The 16,233-nt window shown below is 63.2% G+C and carries 21 protein-coding genes; 5 read left to right on the plus strand and 16 right to left on the minus strand.

From position 1 onward, the window contains the following. Positions 1-16: 16 nt before the first annotated feature. Positions 17-1,636 carry a peptide chain release factor 3 gene (locus IVA93_RS21350; protein ID WP_085352891.1) on the minus strand — a complete coding sequence of 540 codons (1,620 nt, stop codon included), beginning with the start codon at positions 1,634-1,636 and terminating at the stop codon, positions 17-19. Between the two features lie 163 nt (positions 1,637-1,799). On the opposite strand from IVA93_RS21350, the gene sugE reads away from it, so the two are divergent. Next, positions 1,800-2,114: a quaternary ammonium compound efflux SMR transporter SugE gene (gene sugE, locus IVA93_RS21355; RefSeq protein ID WP_018459148.1), complete on the plus strand. Its 315-nt coding sequence runs from the start codon at positions 1,800-1,802 to the stop codon at positions 2,112-2,114. Here the strand turns inward: sugE and IVA93_RS21360 are convergent. From IVA93_RS21360 to IVA93_RS21390, 7 genes are all read right to left on the minus strand, one after another. Beyond that, positions 2,107-3,114 (minus strand): inorganic phosphate transporter, encoded by a 1,008-nt coding sequence (locus IVA93_RS21360; protein WP_026233745.1) that lies wholly within the window; start codon positions 3,112-3,114, stop codon positions 2,107-2,109. The genes sugE and IVA93_RS21360 overlap by 8 nt on opposite strands. A gap of 15 nt (positions 3,115-3,129) precedes the next feature. Further along, positions 3,130-3,774: a DUF47 domain-containing protein gene (locus IVA93_RS21365; protein ID WP_018459150.1), complete on the minus strand. Its 645-nt coding sequence runs from the start codon at positions 3,772-3,774 to the stop codon at positions 3,130-3,132. A 158-nt stretch (positions 3,775-3,932) separates the two neighbouring features. After that, positions 3,933-4,901 carry a branched-chain amino acid ABC transporter permease gene (locus tag IVA93_RS21370; protein ID WP_007592084.1) on the minus strand — a complete coding sequence of 323 codons (969 nt, stop codon included), beginning with the start codon at positions 4,899-4,901 and terminating at the stop codon, positions 3,933-3,935. A 1-nt stretch (position 4,902) separates the two neighbouring features. Next, positions 4,903-5,766 carry a branched-chain amino acid ABC transporter permease gene (locus tag IVA93_RS21375; protein ID WP_018459151.1) on the minus strand — a complete coding sequence of 288 codons (864 nt, stop codon included), beginning with the start codon at positions 5,764-5,766 and terminating at the stop codon, positions 4,903-4,905. A gap of 72 nt (positions 5,767-5,838) precedes the next feature. Beyond that, the gene (locus IVA93_RS21380) at positions 5,839-7,062 is read right to left on the minus strand and encodes an ABC transporter substrate-binding protein (protein WP_247789221.1); all 1,224 of its coding nucleotides are present in this window, start codon (positions 7,060-7,062) and stop codon (positions 5,839-5,841) included. Positions 7,063-7,095: 33 nt separating this feature from the next. Then, complete coding sequence (locus IVA93_RS21385; protein ID WP_007609233.1) at positions 7,096-7,842, minus strand: ABC transporter ATP-binding protein; 747 nt, start codon at positions 7,840-7,842, stop codon at positions 7,096-7,098. Beyond that, positions 7,835-8,590: an ABC transporter ATP-binding protein gene (locus IVA93_RS21390; protein WP_018459153.1), complete on the minus strand. Its 756-nt coding sequence runs from the start codon at positions 8,588-8,590 to the stop codon at positions 7,835-7,837. Before IVA93_RS21390 ends, IVA93_RS21385 begins: the two co-directional genes overlap by 8 nt. A gap of 336 nt (positions 8,591-8,926) precedes the next feature. On the opposite strand from IVA93_RS21390, the gene IVA93_RS21395 reads away from it, so the two are divergent. Continuing rightward, on the plus strand, positions 8,927-9,610 hold the full coding sequence (locus tag IVA93_RS21395; protein ID WP_018459154.1) for a PAS domain-containing protein: 684 nt from the start codon (positions 8,927-8,929) through the stop codon (positions 9,608-9,610). Positions 9,611-9,613: 3 nt separating this feature from the next. Here the strand turns inward: IVA93_RS21395 and IVA93_RS21400 are convergent, their stop codons facing one another. Beyond that, complete coding sequence (locus IVA93_RS21400; protein ID WP_018459155.1) at positions 9,614-9,988, minus strand: ArsC family reductase; 375 nt, start codon at positions 9,986-9,988, stop codon at positions 9,614-9,616. A gap of 107 nt (positions 9,989-10,095) precedes the next feature. Between IVA93_RS21400 and IVA93_RS21405 the strand changes: the two genes are divergently transcribed. The 3 genes from IVA93_RS21405 to IVA93_RS21415 all read left to right on the plus strand — a co-directional run bounded on the left by IVA93_RS21405 (position 10,096) and on the right by IVA93_RS21415 (position 12,099). Then, on the plus strand, positions 10,096-10,467 hold the full coding sequence (locus IVA93_RS21405; RefSeq protein WP_018459156.1) for a tRNA-binding protein: 372 nt from the start codon (positions 10,096-10,098) through the stop codon (positions 10,465-10,467). 213 nt (positions 10,468-10,680) lie between these two features. After that, positions 10,681-11,313: a TetR/AcrR family transcriptional regulator gene (locus IVA93_RS21410; RefSeq protein ID WP_018459157.1), complete on the plus strand. Its 633-nt coding sequence runs from the start codon at positions 10,681-10,683 to the stop codon at positions 11,311-11,313. 3 nt (positions 11,314-11,316) lie between these two features. Next, positions 11,317-12,099: a sulfite exporter TauE/SafE family protein gene (locus IVA93_RS21415; protein WP_247403129.1), complete on the plus strand. Its 783-nt coding sequence runs from the start codon at positions 11,317-11,319 to the stop codon at positions 12,097-12,099. A 2-nt stretch (positions 12,100-12,101) separates the two neighbouring features. Here IVA93_RS21415 and IVA93_RS21420 read toward each other — a convergent pair whose 3' ends face one another. The 7 genes from IVA93_RS21420 to IVA93_RS21450 all read right to left on the minus strand — a co-directional run bounded on the left by IVA93_RS21420 (position 12,102) and on the right by IVA93_RS21450 (position 16,219). After that, positions 12,102-12,806, minus strand: coding sequence for a glutathione S-transferase family protein (locus tag IVA93_RS21420; protein WP_247297681.1), 705 nt, complete (start codon positions 12,804-12,806; stop codon positions 12,102-12,104). A 93-nt stretch (positions 12,807-12,899) separates the two neighbouring features. Further along, a complete protein-coding gene (locus IVA93_RS21425; RefSeq protein ID WP_162847292.1) occupies positions 12,900-13,043 on the minus strand; it encodes a hypothetical protein in 144 nt (47 codons plus the stop codon). A gap of 114 nt (positions 13,044-13,157) precedes the next feature. Further along, a complete protein-coding gene (locus IVA93_RS21430) occupies positions 13,158-13,823 on the minus strand; it encodes a DUF429 domain-containing protein (protein ID WP_247368782.1) in 666 nt (221 codons plus the stop codon). Positions 13,824-13,857: 34 nt separating this feature from the next. Further along, complete coding sequence (locus tag IVA93_RS21435; protein ID WP_247368785.1) at positions 13,858-14,205, minus strand: carboxymuconolactone decarboxylase family protein; 348 nt, start codon at positions 14,203-14,205, stop codon at positions 13,858-13,860. 3 nt (positions 14,206-14,208) lie between these two features. Next, a complete protein-coding gene (locus tag IVA93_RS21440) occupies positions 14,209-14,730 on the minus strand; it encodes an RNA polymerase sigma factor (RefSeq protein ID WP_085352883.1) in 522 nt (173 codons plus the stop codon). Then, entirely contained in the window at positions 14,727-14,936 is a 210-nt protein-coding gene (locus tag IVA93_RS21445; RefSeq protein ID WP_247368788.1) for a YgaP family membrane protein, read from the minus strand. The genes IVA93_RS21440 and IVA93_RS21445 overlap by 4 nt, the downstream gene beginning before the upstream one ends. Before the next feature lie 98 nt (positions 14,937-15,034). After that, the gene (locus IVA93_RS21450) at positions 15,035-16,219 is read right to left on the minus strand and encodes a serine hydrolase domain-containing protein (protein ID WP_247403132.1); all 1,185 of its coding nucleotides are present in this window, start codon (positions 16,217-16,219) and stop codon (positions 15,035-15,037) included. Positions 16,220-16,233: the final 14 nt, after the last annotated feature.

Below are 16,233 nucleotides of genomic sequence, written 5' to 3' on the forward strand. Positions count from 1 at the left end.
CGGACGGAGCTACGCCCTAGCCCTTCTTCTTGACGTCCTTGACGTTGGTGAACTCGATGCCCTCGGCACGTTCCCTTGTGTAGCCGAGATAGAACTCGTTCCGCGCCAGATAGACGGGATCCCCGTCGACATCGTCGGCGATGCTGGAGGTGTTGGCAGCGATGAAGGTATCGAGCTTCTTGCGGTCGTCCGAAGAGACCCAGCGCGCGAGCTGGAACTCGCTGACCTCGAATTCGACTGGGAGGGAATATTCCGCATCCAGCCGGGCCTTCAGCACGTCGAGCTGGAGTGCGCCAACGACGCCAACCAACGCCGGTGCGCCGTCGCGCGGGCGGAATACCTGCACCACGCCCTCTTCCGACATCTGCTGAAGCGCTTCCTTCAGCTTCTTCGCTTTCATGGCATCGGTGAGACGCACGCGGCGGACGATTTCCGGCGCAAAGCTCGGCACGCCCACGAAGTTGAAATCCTCACCGTCGGTCAGCGTGTCGCCGATGCGCAGCGTGCCGTGATTGGGAATGCCGACGACGTCGCCGGCATAAGCCTCGTCCGCAACCGAACGGTCCTGCGCGAAGAAGAATTGCGGGCTGGACAGCGGCATGCTCTTGCCGGTGCGCACGAGCTTCGCCTTCATGCCGCGGCTCAGCTTGCCGGAGCAGAGGCGGGCGAAAGCGATGCGGTCGCGGTGGTTGGGATCCATGTTGGCCTGGATCTTGAACACGAAGGCGCTCATGCGCGGGTCGGTGGCTTCGACCTTGCGCTGGTCGCTCTCCTGCGCGCGCGGCTCGGGCGCGAACTTGCCGAGTCCTTGCAGCAGGTCACCGACGCCGAAATTGCGCAGCGCGCTGCCGAAATAAACCGGCGTCAGATGACCCTCGCGAAACGCTTCGAGCTCGAACGGTTTTGAAGCCGCGGTGACGAGTTCGAGCTCGTCCTTGACCGCCGACACGTCGAGATTGGCATTGAGCTTGGCGAGCTCGGCGATCTCGATCTGCTGCGCCGCGCCAGTTTTGGCGCCACCGCCTTCGAGCAGGCGCACGCCGCCATTGACGACGTCATAGGTGCCGAGGAACTCGCGGCCGCGGCCGACAGGCCAGGTCATCGGCGTGGTATCGAGCGCCAGCGTCTTCTCGATCTCGTCGAGAAGCTCGAAGACGTCGCGGCTCTCGCGGTCCATCTTGTTGATGAAGGTGATGATCGGGATATCCCGAAGACGACACACCTCGAACAGCTTTCGGGTGCGCGCCTCGATGCCCTTGGCGGCGTCGATCACCATGACGGCGGAATCGACCGCCGTGAGCGTGCGATAGGTGTCTTCCGAAAAGTCCTCGTGGCCCGGCGTGTCCAGCAGGTTGAACACGAGGCCCTCGAACTCGAAGGTCATGACCGAGGTCACGACCGAGATGCCGCGCTCGCGCTCGATCTTCATCCAGTCCGAACGCGTGTTGCGCCGCTCGCCCTTGGCCTTGACCTGGCCGGCCAGATTGATGGCGCCACCGAACAGCAGCAGCTTTTCGGTCAGCGTGGTCTTGCCGGCGTCCGGATGCGAGATGATCGCAAAGGTACGCCGCCGCGACACTTCAGCGGCAAGCGAGGAACGGGCCGTCGATTCGGCTGTGGTGGCGATGTCGGACATTGCGGCAGCGTTTGGCAGGGAAAATGAGCCTGATCAAGCCTGATCTGGTGATTGCGGAGGCTTCCGGCCAGCCCCATATCGGGCTTGGGTTGGGAGGGACGGCCTTCCCTTGCTATCAGCACACCAGTCGCGGGGACGACCCTGCCTTGAATGGAGGGTCGTCATGGCCTGGAGCATCCTGTTCGTCGCCGGTCTGCTGGAGATCTCCTGGGCCATCGGCCTCAAATATACCGAGGGGTTCACCAGGCTCGTTCCGTCAATCCTCACGCTCGGCGCCATGGCCGGCAGCATCATCCTGCTCGGGCTCGCTCTCAAATCGCTGCCGATTGGAACCGCTTATGCGGTCTGGACCGGCATCGGTGCGGTCGGCACCGCGACGCTCGGCATCGTCCTGTTCGGCGAGCCGGCCACCGCGTTCCGCCTCGCCAGCATCGGGCTGATCGTCGCCGGCATTGTCGGACTGAAGCTGGTTACCTGACGAAGATCTTGACCGCCCACCAGCTCAGCGCGGCGACGATGGCCGAGGCCGGCATCGTGATCACCCAGGCATAGACGATCGAGCTGGCGACGTTCCAGCGCACCGCCGAGAGGCGGCGGGCCGCGCCGACGCCGACGATGGCGCCGGTGATGGTGTGGGTGGTCGAGACCGGAACACCGAGAAAGGTCGCCATGAACAGGGTCGCGGCACCGCCGGTCTCGGCGCAAAAGCCCTGCATCGGGGTCAGCCTGGTGATGCGCAGGCCCATGGTGCGGACGATGCGCCAGCCGCCCATCAGCGTCCCCATCGCCATCGCGGCCTGGCACGAGAGCACCACCCAGAAGGGTACGAAGAATTCGCCGCCGAGCTGGCCCTGCGAATAGAGCAGCACGGCGATGATGCCCATGGTCTTCTGAGCGTCGTTACCACCATGGCCGAGCGAATAGAGCGAGGCGGAGGCGAATTGCAGGATGCGGAAGGCGCGATCCACGGCAAAGGGCGTGGAGCGCACCGAGGCCCAGGAGACGATCGCGACCAGCACCATCGCGAGCAGGAAGCCGACCAGCGGAGACAGCACGATGGCGATCACCGTCTTGGACAACCCGCTCCAGACCGCCGCTGAAAGGCCGGCTTTGGCCACGCCGGCACCAAACAAGCCGCCGATCAATGCATGAGACGAGGACGATGGGATGCCGAGCGCCCATGTCACCAGGTTCCAGACGATGGCGCCGACCAGCGCGGCGAAGATCACCTGAGCATCCACGATCGCGGGATCGATGATGCCGGTGCCGATAGTCTGGGCAACGTGCAGCCCGAACACCATGAAGGCGACGAAGTTGAAGAACGCGGCCCAGAACACCGCGTATTGCGGCCGCAGCACGCGGGTCGAGACGATGGTCGCGATCGAATTGGCGGCGTCGTGCAGGCCGTTCAGGAAGTCGAACAGCAGCGCGACGGCGATCAATCCGACAAGGACGGGAAGACCCAACGCAACATCCACGGCGTGGCCCCTGCCCTAAACTTGCTCGATGACGATGCTGTTGATCTCGTTCGCGACGTCGTCGAAGCGGTCGGCGACTTTCTCGAGATGGTCGTAGATCTCTGCGCCGACGATGAAATCCATCGCGTTGCCGCCGCGATGCTTGAGGAACAGTTCCTTCAGCCCGATATCATGGAGATCGTCGACGCGGCCTTCCAGCTTGCCAAGCTCTTCCGTGATCGCGGTCAGCATGGCCACGTTCTGACCGATCTTCTGCATCAGCGGCAGCGCGCGGCCGACCAGATTGGCGCATTCGATCAGAAGCCCGCCGATCTCCCGCATCGGCGGCTCGAAGCTGCGGACCTCGAACAGCATCACGGCCTTTGCGGTCTGCTGCATCTGGTCGATGGCGTCGTCCATCGAGGTGATCAGGTTCTTGATGTCGCCGCGGTCGAACGGGGTGATGAAGGTGCGGCGCACCGCGGTCAGCACCTCACGGGTGATGTTGTCGGCATCGTTCTCGAACTGGTTGACGCGCTGGCAATAGACCGGCGTCTCCTCGCCCCCGTTGAGCATGCTCTGGAGCGCGATCGAGCCCTGGATCACGGTCTGGGCGTGGCGGTCGAACAGGTCGAAGAACCGTTCTTCCTTCGGCAGGAAAGCGCGAAACAATCGCATCATGGGAGAGAGACTACCGGTTGGATGATGGCCTGGCCCAAGCGGGCCGTCATGAAACTGTCATAGACCATTTTCGATCCACGCGCGTGCCACCTCACGCCCGTGGAGCCGGATCATCCACCGCTTTCGCGCGTCAACACATCTTCTATTATATCAACGACTTACAGCGACCGCCGGAAGTAATGCGCGATTTCGCCGATGACGCCACGGCGGAAGGTGAGCACGCAGATCACGAAGATCGAGCCCTGGATCACGGTCACCCATTGGCCGAACCCCGCCAGATATTGCTGCATGGCGATGATCACGAAGGCACCGACCACGGGACCGAAGACGGTTCCGAGTCCGCCGACCAGCGTCATCAGCACGACTTCGCCCGACATCGACCAGTGCACGTCGGTGAGCGAGGCATTCTGCGCCACGAAGACTTTCAGCGCACCGGCAAAGCCGGCCAGCGTGCCCGACAGGACGAAAGCCAGGAACTTGTACTGATCGGTGCGGTAACCCAGCGAGATCGCGCGCGGCTCGTTCTCGCGGATCGCCTTGAGGACTTCGCCGAACGGCGAGTTGATGATGCGGAAGATCAGCAGGAAGCCGGCGAGGAAACCGACCAGCACCACGTAGTAGAGCACGGTGGGCTTGGTCAGATCGAAGACGCCGAACATGCGTCCCTGCGGAATGCCCTGGATACCGTCTTCGCCATGGGTGAACGGCGCCTGGAGGTAGATGAAGTACAAGAGCTGCGACAGCGCCAGCGTGATCATCGAGAAATAGATGCCCTGGCGGCGGATCGAGATATAGCCCGTGATGAGCGAGAGCACGAAGGCACCGGCGACCCCGACGAGGATGCCGAGTTCCGGCGGCAGCGCCCATACTTTCAGCGCATGCGCGCTGCAATAGCCGGCCGTGCCCAGGAACATCGCATGGCCGAAGGACAGTAAACCGCCGTAGCCGATCAGCAGGTTGAAGGCGCAGGCGAGCAGCGCGAAGCACAGCGCCTGCATCACGAAGAACGGGTAGACCCCCGTGAATGGCACCGAAGCCAGCAGCAGCGCCATCACCACGAACACGATCATCTCGTCGCGGATCGCGCGCGGGGTTACCGGCAGCGTGTCGTCCGTCAAGGCTGTCATATCAGGCCGCCCTTCCCGTCAATCCCGTTGGCTTCACCAAGAGCACCAGCACCATCAGCACGAACACGACGGTGTTGGAGGCCTCGGGGTAGAAATATTTGGTCAGGCCTTCGATCACACCGAGCGCGAAGCCGGTGATGATGGAGCCCATGATCGATCCCATGCCGCCGATCACGACCACCGCGAACACCACGATGATGAGGTCGGCGCCCATCAACGGCCGCACCTGGTTGATCGGCGCCGACAGCACGCCGGCGAGTGCTGCAAGGCCGACACCGAGGCCGTAGGTCAGCGTGATCATGCGCGGCACGTTGACGCCGAAGGCGCGCACGAGCGTCGGGTTTTCGGTGGCGGCGCGCAAATAGGCGCCGAGCCGCGTCTTCTCGATCAGGAACCAGGTCGCGATGCAGACCACCAGCGAGAAGATGACGACCCAGCCGCGATAGACCGGCAGGAACATGAAGCCGAGATTCATGCCGCCCTTGAGCTGGTCCGGAATGGCGTAAGGCAGGCCGGAGGAGCCGAAGTAGTTCTGAAACACGCCCTGCACGATTAGCGCAATGCCGAAGGTCAGCAGCAGGCCGTAGAGATGATCCAGCCCGGTCAGCCATTGCAGCATGGTCCGTTCCAGGATCATGCCGAAGATGCCGACGATAACAGGCGCAAGCAGCAACGCCCACCAGTAGTTGATGCCGCCGAGGTTCAGCAGGAAGTAGGCGACGAACGCGCCCATCATGTAGAGCGCGCCATGGGCGAAATTGATGATGTTGAGCATGCCGAAGATCACGGCAAGCCCGAGACTGAGCAGCGCGTAGAACGAGCCGTTGATCAGTCCTACCAGTAGCTGAGCGTAAAGAGCCTGCATCGATCCCGCACCTGGTCCCTTCGGCGTTCCCTGAAAGTCGCCCGCAGGCCTGATGGCCTGCGGGCGGTTAGCTTACTTCTTCAAGAGCGCGCACTTGCTCTCGGACAGCGGCGTGAAGGCCTGGTCGCCCGGCACCGTGCCGACCAGCTTGTAGAAGTCCCACGGTCCCTTGGACTCGGAGGGCTTCTTCACCTCGAACAGATAGGCATTGTGGATGGTGCGGCCGTTGGGCTGGATCTCGCCCTTGCCGAACAGATCGTCTTCCGTCGGCATCGACTTCATCTTCTCGACGACCTTGACGCCGTCATGCGGGTTGCCGCCGAGCGCTTCCAGTGCCTTGAAATAGTGACGCACGCCCGCATAGACGCCGGCCTGCACCATGGTCGGCGGCGCGTTGTTCTTCATCTTCTCGGCGAAGCGCTTCGAGAACGCCCGGGTCTGGTCGTTCATGTCCCAGTAGAAGGTCTCGGTGAAGTTGAGGCCCTGTGCGGTCTCGAGCCCGATCGCCTTGACGTCGGTGAGGAACAGCAGCAGCGCCGCGAGCTTCTGGCCGCCCTTGACGATGCCGAACTCGGCCGCCTGCTTGATCGTGTTGGTGGTATCGCCGCCGGCATTGGCAAGGCCGATGATCTTGGCCTTGGAAGCCTGCGCCTGCAGCAGGAAGGACGAGAAGTCCGGCGTGTTCAGCGGGTGCTTGACGCCGCCGACCACCTTGCCGCCATTTGCGGTAACGACAGCGGTGGTGTCGCGCTCCAGCGCCGCGCCAAAGGCGTAGTCCGCGGTCAGGAAGAACCACGTGTCGCCGCCGGCCTTCAGCAGCGCCTGGCCGGTGGTGTGGGCAAGCATGTAGGTGTCGTAGGTCCAGTGCACCGTGTTGGGCGAGCACTGCGCGTTGGTCAAATCCGAGGTCGCCGCGCCCGAGTTGATATAGACGCCGTTCTTTTCCTTGATGACGTTGTTGACCGCGAGCGCCACGCCGGAATTCGGCACGTCGACGATGAGGTCGACCTTGTCGACGTCGAACCATTGCCGCGCGATCGCGGTGCCGATGTCGGGCTTGTTCTGGTGATCACCCGAGATGATGTCGATCTTCCAGCCCTTCGCAGCCAGACCGGAATCTTCAATGGCCATCTGCGCGGCGAGCGTCGAGCCCGGCCCGCCAAGATCGGCATAGAGCCCGGACTGATCGGACAACGCGCCGATCTTGACGGTCTTGTCCTGCGCGAAGGCTACGCCCGCGGTGGTCACGGCCAGCGCCGTGCCGAGCAGAAACGACGCAATCGACTTTGTCATCATGCTACTTCCCTATGAATCTTCTTGTTGGCAGTTCTAGACACCGAGATAGGTGTGGAGCTTGTCCATGTTGGCGGCGAGCTCCGCATTGGAAAATCCGTCAATGATCTTGCCGTGCTCGACCACGTAATAGCGGTCAGCGACAGTGGATGCGAACCGGAAGTTCTGCTCGACCAGGAGGATCGTAAAACCCTCCTTCTTGAGCCGCGCAATGGTGTGGCCGATCTGCTGGATGATGACGGGCGCGAGACCCTCCGTCGGCTCGTCCAGCATCAGGAAGTTCGCGCCGGTGCGCAGGATGCGCGCGATCGCGAGCATCTGCTGCTCGCCGCCGGAGAGTTTGGTTCCCTGGCTGTTGAGCCGTTCCTTCAGGTTCGGAAACAGATCGAAGATCTGCTCGAGCGGCAATCCGCCGGGACGCACCACCGGTGGCAGCAGCAGGTTCTCGCGGACATCGAGGCTGGCGAAAATTCCCCGCTCTTCCGGGCAGAACGCGATTCCCATCCGCGCGATCTTGTCCGAGGTCGTGCGGATGATGTCCTGGTTATTGAACTTCACCGAGCCGGTGCGCTTGCCGATGATGCCCATGATCGACTTCAGCGTGGTGGTCTTGCCGGCGCCGTTGCGCCCGAGCAGGGTGACGACCTCGCCCGCGTTCACGTCGAAGTTGATCCCGTGCAGGATGTGGGACTCGCCGTACCAAGCTTCGAGGTTGCGGACCTGGAGGAGGTTGCCGCCGCTCGCGGCCTTTGCGGGAGCTTCCGCCGTTGCAGTCTCAGCCATGACCGGCTCCCAAATAGGCTTCCTTGACGCGTTCGTCCTTGGTGAGCTCGCTGTAATGGCCTTGCGCCAGCACCTGGCCGCGCGTCAACACGGTGATGATGTCGGAGAGATTGGCAACGACGCTCAGATTATGCTCGACCATCAGGATGGTGTATTTCGCGGAGATGCGCTTGATCAACGCCGCGATCTTGTCGATGTCCTCGTGGCCCATGCCGGCCATCGGCTCGTCCAGCAGCATCATCTCCGGGTCGAGCGCGAGCGTGGTTGCGATCTCCAGTGCGCGCTTGCGCCCGTAGGGCATCTCGACCGCGGGCGTATTGGAAAACTCGCTGAGGCCGACATCGTTCAACAGCTCGCGCGCGCGATCGTTGAATTGGTTGAGGACGGACTTGGAGCGCCAGAAATCGAAGGAGCTGCCGTGCTGGCGCTGAAGCGCGACGCGCACGTTTTCCAGCGCGGTGAGATGGGGAAATACCGCCGAGATCTGGAACGAGCGAACCAGCCCCAGGCGAGCCACGTCGGCGGGCGCCATCGCGGTGATGTCCTGCCCCTTGTACAGGATTTTTCCGGCAGACGGTTTGAGGAACTTGGTCAAAAGATTGAAGCACGTCGTCTTGCCGGCGCCGTTCGGGCCGATCAACGCGTGAATGCTCCCACGGCGAACCTTGAGCGCAACGTCGCGGACGGCGAAGAAGCCCGCGAACTCCTTGGTCAAGCCTTCCGTTTCGAGAATGAACTCATCGGCCAAACAGTTTTCCCCCTGCCCGCACAACGCGCGTGGCTATCCTTGTTGCTTCGGCTTTCCGGAGGCCCTTGGAGCCACTCCCTGGAGCCCATCCGGAACGCCGCCTCCGGGCGCGGAATATGCCGGAGGTGACGGGGGTTAGGCAAGGCGGAAAGCTGAGCAGGTCAGGCCTCCGGCCGGGAGACTTATGCTCCCTTAGTCGGACATGTTTTGATGTCGCGCCTGCCCGGCTTCCCGGTTCGCAAAGCGCCGGTCATCAAGCCGTCGTTAACGGTCTTTCGTTCCATGCGCCAGCCTTCATAGAAAATTTTCCCGCAGCGAGGATCATGCGCGCGTTTCATGCGTCCGGAATTTCTATTCGCCGGGAATATTGTCTTGGATTTTGCAAGCGCGGCTCCTTCCGTGGTCAAGTCGATCAGGCAGCGTGATCTCCTGAACACGTGGCTGCGGCTCTATGCGCGCGAGCAGACGGCCCCGGCGATCTGGGAGTACCAGCCTGCGCGGCTCGAGGAAGAGCTCTCCGATCTGATCTATTATACGGTGGATGCGTCGATGCCGACACCGCGTCTGACCATCCAGAGCGAAGGCACGCGCATCTCGCGCGCCTATGGACACACCGGCAAGGGCGTTCTGCTCGACGACTATATCGGGCCGCGTCTCGCGCCCCTGGTGATGCCGGTCTATCATGAATGCGTGGCGCGTGGGCTGCCTGTCTACAGCGTTGCCGACGTCGATGACATCTACGGCCGTATCGTCGCCTATGAGCGCCTGCTGCTGCCGTTCCAGAGCGACGGCAAGGTCTGTCACATCATCGCGTCGCTCAAGACCTTCTGCGAGGACGGCGGCTTCGAGATCAAGAATCTGATGCGCGGAAATGACGCGCTGCCGCGCCCGAGATTGCGCGCGGTGATCGACCACGACCTGTTCCATCGCACCCCGGGCCGCATCGCGCCGGCCGAACTGGTCGAGTTCGCGGACCAGCAGGGCTCAGGTGTTCCCACCGAGATCATCGAGCTGAACTAGCGGTCAGCGCGATTTGGCGGCGGCTTCCTTGGTCGTGACTTCCTTGGCATAGATCTCCGGCTTGAAGCCGACCAGCAGCTTGCCGCCGACTTCAAGCACCGGCCGCTTGATCATCGATGGTTGCGCTAGCATCAACGCCAGCGCCTTTTTCTCGGAGAGGCCTTCCTTGTCGGCATCGGGCAGCTTCTTGAAAGTCGTGCCGGCGCGGTTGAGCAGCGTCTCCCAACCGACCTTCTCGCTCCACTGCTTGAGCTTGTCCTTCTCCACGCCCGCCGTCTTGTAGTCGTGAAACGCGTAGGCGACGCCATGGCTGTCGAGCCAGGCGCGCGCCTTCTTCATGGTGTCGCAGTTCTTGATGCCGTAGATGATGTTGGGCAAAGCGTTCCTCGCGCATGCGTCGTATCGTGATCCCAAGGCGTTGTACGCAACTCCGGTTCGCGCGACAATATTGCGAAAACGATGCCAGCTCTTCGAACGGACACTCCATGCACGTCACCCACGATCCAGCCGCGACCGCATCGCCGACCATCGACTTCGACACTTTTCTCGCGGTCGATATCCGCGTCGGCACCATCGTCGATGCAAAGCCGTTCCCCGAGGCGCGCAAGCCGGCCTGGCGGCTGTGGATCGACTTCGGTCCCGCGATCGGCGTGCGCAAGAGCTCGGCGCAGATCACCGAAAATCATCCGCTTGAAACGCTAGTGGGCCAACAGGTGGCTGCGGTCGTGAATTTCCCGCCGCGCCAGATCGGCCCCGTTGTCTCGGAGGTGCTGACCCTCGGTTTCCCCGATGCCGACGGCAAGGTCGTGCTGGTGCAGCCGAGCAAGCCCGTGCCGAACGGCGGACGGCTGTTCTAGCACCGCGCGCTCAAGGGGCGGTTCCTGGCCGCCGGGGGCGCCCTTTAAGGTTCACCTCCTCGTCCCCGGCCCCCGGTTCCTCGGGCTTGACCACGATACTCTTTGAGCTAAAAATGACTGACTGATCGTTTTTTATCATATCCAGTGCTACGGAACCGCTTGTCCTGCAGAACGACTAAACGATTGATCTGTCAGTTTTTTGTGGATGGCCGAATGCCGAAAATCAGCGACAAGCAACGTGAAGGCCGGCGGCAGCAGATTCTCGAAGCCGCCCTTGCCTGCTTCGCCGAGGACGGTTTTCACCAGACCGGGATGGCCGACATCGTCAAACGGTCGGGGCTGAGCCACGGTGCGGTCTATCTCTACTTCCAGAGCAAGGACGATCTGATCGAGGCACTCGCCGACGACCGGCATCGGCGCGAGGCCGTGCTCAATTCGGTCGCGCAAGGATCCGGCGATCCGATCGAAGGACTTCACGCGCTGGTCGGCGTCTACGCGCAATGGCTCACCGACTCCGCCGGCGAAGCGCGCCGCCGTGTCGGCATCCATGGCTGGGCCGAAGCCCTACGCAACCGCCGCGTCCGCACCAGCGTCGTGGAAGGCATCGACATACCCCGCGCCCTGATCGTCGCCCTGGTCGAGCGGGGCCAGCATGGCGGCCTCATCAAACGCGATCTCGGTGCGGAAGCGATCGCGCGCGTGCTGATCGCGATCTTCCAGGGTTTTGTGCTGCAAAAATGCTGGGGCCAGGATTTTGACATCGAGGCCTGCATGGCGGCCGTGACCAGCGTGATCGATGGATTTCGCACCACAAAGGCCGACGTCAAGCGACGGACCAGGAGCTGAGCGATGTCGTGGGTCCATGACCTGCTCGCAGGCATTGGGGTCGGCCTCATCGGCGGGCTGACATCGGGCTTCATGGGCACGAGTCCCGGAGGCGGCCTCGTGATTTTCAGCGTACTGCTACTGGGCGCCGAGCAACACGTCGCCCAGGGGACATCGCTGATCACGCAGGTTCCACCGACGGGACTCGCGGGCGTTCGCCGCTACTGGCAGAGCGGCAATCGCAGCCCGTTGCTGTGGATCGTCTGGATCGGCATCGGGTTTCTCTTCGGCGGTGCCGGCGGCGGCTACGCTGCGGCCGCAGTCTCCGACTCGGTGTTGCAATGGACCTACGTCGTCTATCTCGTCGCGCTGATCGCTCTCCTGATCCTGCGCAGCGACCGCGAGGAGAAAAGCAATGAGACCTGCGACCGAGACAAGCTGCCTTGGCTGCCGCTGCTCCTCATCGGCATGCTTGCCGGATTTTCCTCCGGCTTCATGGGCATCGGCGGTGGGCTCGCGATCACCGTCGGGCTCGCGGCGGGCCTGCGGGTGCCGCAGCATCAGGCCCAGCTCGTCAGCCTCGTCTTCTCGGTCATCCCGACCAATATTCCGGCGGCCTGGATCTACTGGAGCAAGGGCCTCATGGTCGGCTGGCCTGCCATCATCGGCATCCTTGCCGGCCTCTGGGTCGGCACCGATCTCGGCGCACGCGCGGCTAATGGCGTCAGCAAATCGGTGCTGCGCCGGGTCTTGATCGCCCTCATCTTGCTGATGGCGCTCTACATGACCCAAAAGGCGCTAACCTGATCTCACGGCCGCTTCGGAATGTTCAGCCCGCGCTCGACCGCCGGACGCGCCAGCCCGCGGTCGAGCCAGGCGGCGACGGATTTGAACTGGCTGAACTCGACGAGATCGCGGGCGCCGTAGAACCCGATGAGGTTGCGCACCCAGCCGAGCATGGAGATGTCCGCGATGGTGTAATCGTCGTCCATGAACCATTGCCGGCCGGCAAGATGCATCTCCATCACCCCGAGCAGCCGCTTGGCTTCGCCCACGTAGCGCTCGAGCGGCCGCTTGTCCTCGAAGTCCTTGCCGGCGAATTTGTGGAAAAAGCCGACCTGGCCGAACATCGGCCCGATGCCGCCCATCTGGAAATGCAGCCACTGGATGGTCTGATAACGGCGCGCGGCGTCCTGCGGCAGCAGCTTGCCGGTCTTCTCCGCGAGGTATTGCAGGATCGCCCCGGACTCGAACAGCGGCAGCGGCCTGCCGCCGGGACCATCGGGATCGAGGATCGCCGGGATCTTGCCGTTCGGATTGAGCGAGAGGAATTCCGGCGTCTTCTGGTCATCCTTGCCGAAATCGACGAGATGGACTTCGTAGGGAAGCCCGATCTCTTCCAGCATGATCGAGACCTTGACGCCGTTCGGCGTCGGTAGCGAATAAAGCTGGAGCAGCTCCGGGTGCTTGGCCGGCCAGCGCTTGGTGATGGGAAAGGCGGACAGATCGGACATCAGGACCCCGGCTTCGTTCATGAGATGCCGCCTAGTCTAGGCGAGCGGACGAACGACGCAAGGTCGAGTAGTCAGGTCATTTTCCCGTACAGGTCACAATGGCCGCAGCAAATGGTTGGTGGCGTGCATCACATCGCGCTGTGCGCGTTGCTCGATGAAGAGCTGGCCGGTGACGAGCAGTGCTCCGGTGAAGACGAGCGCAAGCATCGCGGTCGCGAACTGACTGACATCCCTCATCGGACGAGCTTCTCCGTGTTCGGTTCGCACGAGGAACGCGGGCCAGCCGTCGTCTGTTCCTGCAAGCTTCAAATAAATTGCAGCTTTTTCCCGGCTCCTCGCACCCCGACGGCCTCAATAATTGATCTCCATCCGCAAGCCCCGCGGATCGGTCTCCTCCCCGCCGAACCGCTGCGTGCTGTCGCGTGCCGCGATCGCGCAGGCACAGGCGTCGATCAGATCGTCACCGCCGATGCCGGTGCCATGTCGTTGAGTCAGCCATGTCGGCAAGCGCCCGAAGCCGCGCTGCTGCAGGAGTGCGATGCGCTGCCCGCGGCCCTCCGCCGATGTCTTCTTTGCAAGCCGGACCCGCCCAGCCAAATTCCAAAAAATCAATTCCGGATGCGCTTCGCCGATGGTCGCCTGCCGCGCCGGCGTCATGATCGCGTCGACGTCCCTGATCTTGTCCCTGATGTTCCAGAGCTGCGCCGATACGCCCCTGCCCTTGCCCTCGCGCTCCCAGTAGTGGCGATTGGCTGCCGCCATATCGGCGAACGTCCAGAGATCGCGGCGGGCGCCGAGAAACACGGCGGGACCGACCAGCTCGCGTGCGCGCAAATCGCAGATGCGATAACCACTCCATTTCAATCCGATCGGCATGTCGATCATCGCCCCGGCATGCGGCAGCGCGAGCAGCCGCGCAAGACCCGGCGAATAATCAAAGCCGTGATCGCCGCGCTGGTCGATCCAGGCGACGACCCAGCCGAAGCGAAATCCGTCGAGGCCGAGATAGTTTGGCAAGTTCCTGATCTCTGCGGGACATCCGCCCGCTCCTCTATCCCAGTTCCTCGCCCCGATGTCGCTCGAACAGGCGCTGCGCCAACAACGCATGGCCGAGCGTGCCGCCGGCGCGAACCGCGGCCGCAATCAACGCGGCTTCCGCGACTTCTTCTCGCGTTGCACCGGCCTTCGCCGCCTGCGCAGTGTGCACGTCGAGGCAATAGGCGCATTGCGTGGTGAGCGCGACCGCGAGCGAGATCAGCTCGCGATATTTTGGCGGAATCAATCCGTCCTTGCGCTCGACCGCGTGGTTGAACGCAAGGAACGCGTTGGCCTCGACCGGCGCGAGCGCCACGAAGGCCGGGATAGATTTCAGGTCGTCACGTCTTTGATAATCGGTCATGGCTCATCTCGTCAGATATTCGCGCATCAGGGCGCGGGCGCGATGCAGACGTGCCTTCACGGTCTGCCGGGTCGCGCCGAGCGCGACGGCGATCTCATCGATGGTCATTTCCTTGACGTCGCGCATCAGCGCGACGTCGCGGTAGTGCGGCGGCAGCGCCTCGAAGGCCGCCGCGATGTCGATCCGCAAATCGGCCTCAGGACGCGACAGCAGCAGCGCCTCCGCCTCTCCGTCGTCGATCGCCGGCGCGAGGCCTGCCTTGCGGGCAAGCCGCAGGCATTCGCGGCGGACCACACTGAACAGCCAGGCCGAAAACGCCAGCCACGAGCGGATCGTGCCGACATGGCGAAACAGGATCCACAGCGCCTCCTGCGTCGCATCCTCGGCGTCCGCCGAGCTGCGACAGGTGGCGCGGGCGTAGCGGCGGATGTTCGGTTGCGCCGTCTCGAGCAGAGACGCGATCGCCTGGGGATCGCCGAGGCGCGCGGCCTCGAACAGGTCCGGCGAGATCCCAGCCGCGCTCACGACGCGCCTCCTCTTCCGATGCCGGCCATCGCGCACATCGGACAATAGCCGACGAGGCCGGTCAGCGCGAAGCCGGCACCGCCAAGTGCAACCAGCCACGCCGCAGCGCCGGTGAGATACACGACCGCCGCGACCGCCACCGCGACGCCAAAGGCGATCCGCACGGCCTGATGCAGGCCGCCGATGTTCTTTCTGTAAAATGCCATCACATTCTCCGAGATGAGCCGAAGCAAAATGCCTCGACCGTCAAGAGAGGGCGCGACGACCGGAAAGGATTCGCGGCAACCTGCAATTTTTTTCGCGATCAGCCTCCGACGGCCTGATAGGCCAGACGCTTGAACTCGAAGAAGAACGGATTCCAGAAGCCCATGTAGCGCTGCGTCATCAGCACACCGGCGGTATTGGCCTGCGGGCAGATCCACCAATGGGTGCCGGCGAGGCCGCCCCACTGGAATTCGCCGGTCGAATTCGGGGGATCGAACGGCATCGGCGCGAAGGTGACCGCGCCGCCGAGGCCAAAGCCCTTGCCGGGGATCGGGCCGAGATTGGCGAAGCGAATGTTCTCGCCGGCGGGCAGCTGGTTCGTCGTCATCTGCCGCAGCGTCTCCGGCTTCAGCAGAGCATCCGAGCCGGGAAGCAGCGCCTGTATCAAAGCGAGCATGTCGGGCAAGGTCGAGACCAGTCCGCCGCCGCCCGACAGCCGCGGGAACTGCCGCCGATAGGCCTGCGGATAAGGCAGGTCGTCGGCCCGGGTGAGGCCGGGCTTCATGGGATCGAGGGCATCCGTGCCGTTGTAGAGCGCGACCAGCCTGCCCTGCTGCGCGTCCGGCACGTGGAAGCCGGTGTCGGTCATGCCGAGCGGCTCGAAAATGCGCGCCTTGAGCACGGCGTCGAGCGGCTTGCCGGAGACGACCTCCACGACGCGCCCGAGGACGTCGGTCGCAACCGAATATTCCCAGGACGCGCCGGGATGAAAGGACAGCGGCAGATCGGCGAGCCGGTCGATCATGTCAGTCAGCGGCGTCAACGGATTGAGAACGCGTGCCTCGTTATAGCTTTTGAACAGCACCGTGCCGGGATCGAAGATGCCGTAGCTGAGGCCGGAGGTATGGGTCAGAAGCTGCCGGATCGTGATCGGGCTCTTCGCCGGTTCGACGTCGGCAAGGCTCAAAGCGCCCGGCTTCAGAACCTTGCGATTGCCGAGTTGCGGCAGGAATTTCTCGACAACGTCATCGAGCCCGATGCGGCCTTCCTCGGCCAACAGCATGATCGCGCAGGTGACGAAGATCTTGGTATTGGAGAAGGCGCGAAAAATGTGATCGGGCCGCAGCGCGGTGCTGGTCTCGCGATCGGCGAAACCGACGCACTGCTGATCGACGACCTCGCGGCCCCGCAGCACCGCCCAGGATGCACCCGGAATGATCTCCTGATCGACGTAACTCTGCATTGCTGTCCGCATGGCGGAAAAATCAGGTGTTCTGGCGTCCATGTGTTTCCCCAATG

Source organism: Bradyrhizobium sp. 155 (assembly GCF_023101105.1).
Lineage (GTDB): Bacteria > Pseudomonadota > Alphaproteobacteria > Rhizobiales > Xanthobacteraceae > Bradyrhizobium > Bradyrhizobium canariense_D.

Excerpts from the sequence above, each read along its gene's own strand:
- IVA93_RS21350 (WP_085352891.1), bottom strand. The coding sequence starts at position 1,636 with ATGTCCGACATCGCCACCACAGCCGAATCGACGGCCCGTTCCTCGCTT.
- sugE (WP_018459148.1), top strand. The coding sequence starts at position 1,800 with ATGGCCTGGAGCATCCTGTTCGTCGCCGGTCTGCTGGAGATCTCCTGG.
- IVA93_RS21365 (WP_018459150.1), bottom strand. The coding sequence starts at position 3,774 with ATGATGCGATTGTTTCGCGCTTTCCTGCCGAAGGAAGAACGGTTCTTC.
- IVA93_RS21370 (WP_007592084.1), bottom strand. The coding sequence starts at position 4,901 with ATGACAGCCTTGACGGACGACACGCTGCCGGTAACCCCGCGCGCGATC.
- IVA93_RS21375 (WP_018459151.1), bottom strand. The coding sequence starts at position 5,766 with ATGCAGGCTCTTTACGCTCAGCTACTGGTAGGACTGATCAACGGCTCG.
- IVA93_RS21380 (WP_247789221.1), bottom strand. The coding sequence starts at position 7,062 with ATGATGACAAAGTCGATTGCGTCGTTTCTGCTCGGCACGGCGCTGGCC.
- IVA93_RS21385 (WP_007609233.1), bottom strand. The coding sequence starts at position 7,842 with ATGGCTGAGACTGCAACGGCGGAAGCTCCCGCAAAGGCCGCGAGCGGC.
- IVA93_RS21395 (WP_018459154.1), top strand. The coding sequence starts at position 8,927 with ATGCGTCCGGAATTTCTATTCGCCGGGAATATTGTCTTGGATTTTGCA.
- IVA93_RS21405 (WP_018459156.1), top strand. The coding sequence starts at position 10,096 with ATGCACGTCACCCACGATCCAGCCGCGACCGCATCGCCGACCATCGAC.
- IVA93_RS21410 (WP_018459157.1), top strand. The coding sequence starts at position 10,681 with ATGCCGAAAATCAGCGACAAGCAACGTGAAGGCCGGCGGCAGCAGATT.
- IVA93_RS21415 (WP_247403129.1), top strand. The coding sequence starts at position 11,317 with ATGTCGTGGGTCCATGACCTGCTCGCAGGCATTGGGGTCGGCCTCATC.
- IVA93_RS21420 (WP_247297681.1), bottom strand. The coding sequence starts at position 12,806 with ATGTCCGATCTGTCCGCCTTTCCCATCACCAAGCGCTGGCCGGCCAAG.
- IVA93_RS21425 (WP_162847292.1), bottom strand. The coding sequence starts at position 13,043 with ATGAGGGATGTCAGTCAGTTCGCGACCGCGATGCTTGCGCTCGTCTTC.
- IVA93_RS21435 (WP_247368785.1), bottom strand. The coding sequence starts at position 14,205 with ATGACCGATTATCAAAGACGTGACGACCTGAAATCTATCCCGGCCTTC.
- IVA93_RS21445 (WP_247368788.1), bottom strand. The coding sequence starts at position 14,936 with ATGGCATTTTACAGAAAGAACATCGGCGGCCTGCATCAGGCCGTGCGG.
- IVA93_RS21450 (WP_247403132.1), bottom strand. The coding sequence starts at position 16,219 with ATGGACGCCAGAACACCTGATTTTTCCGCCATGCGGACAGCAATGCAG.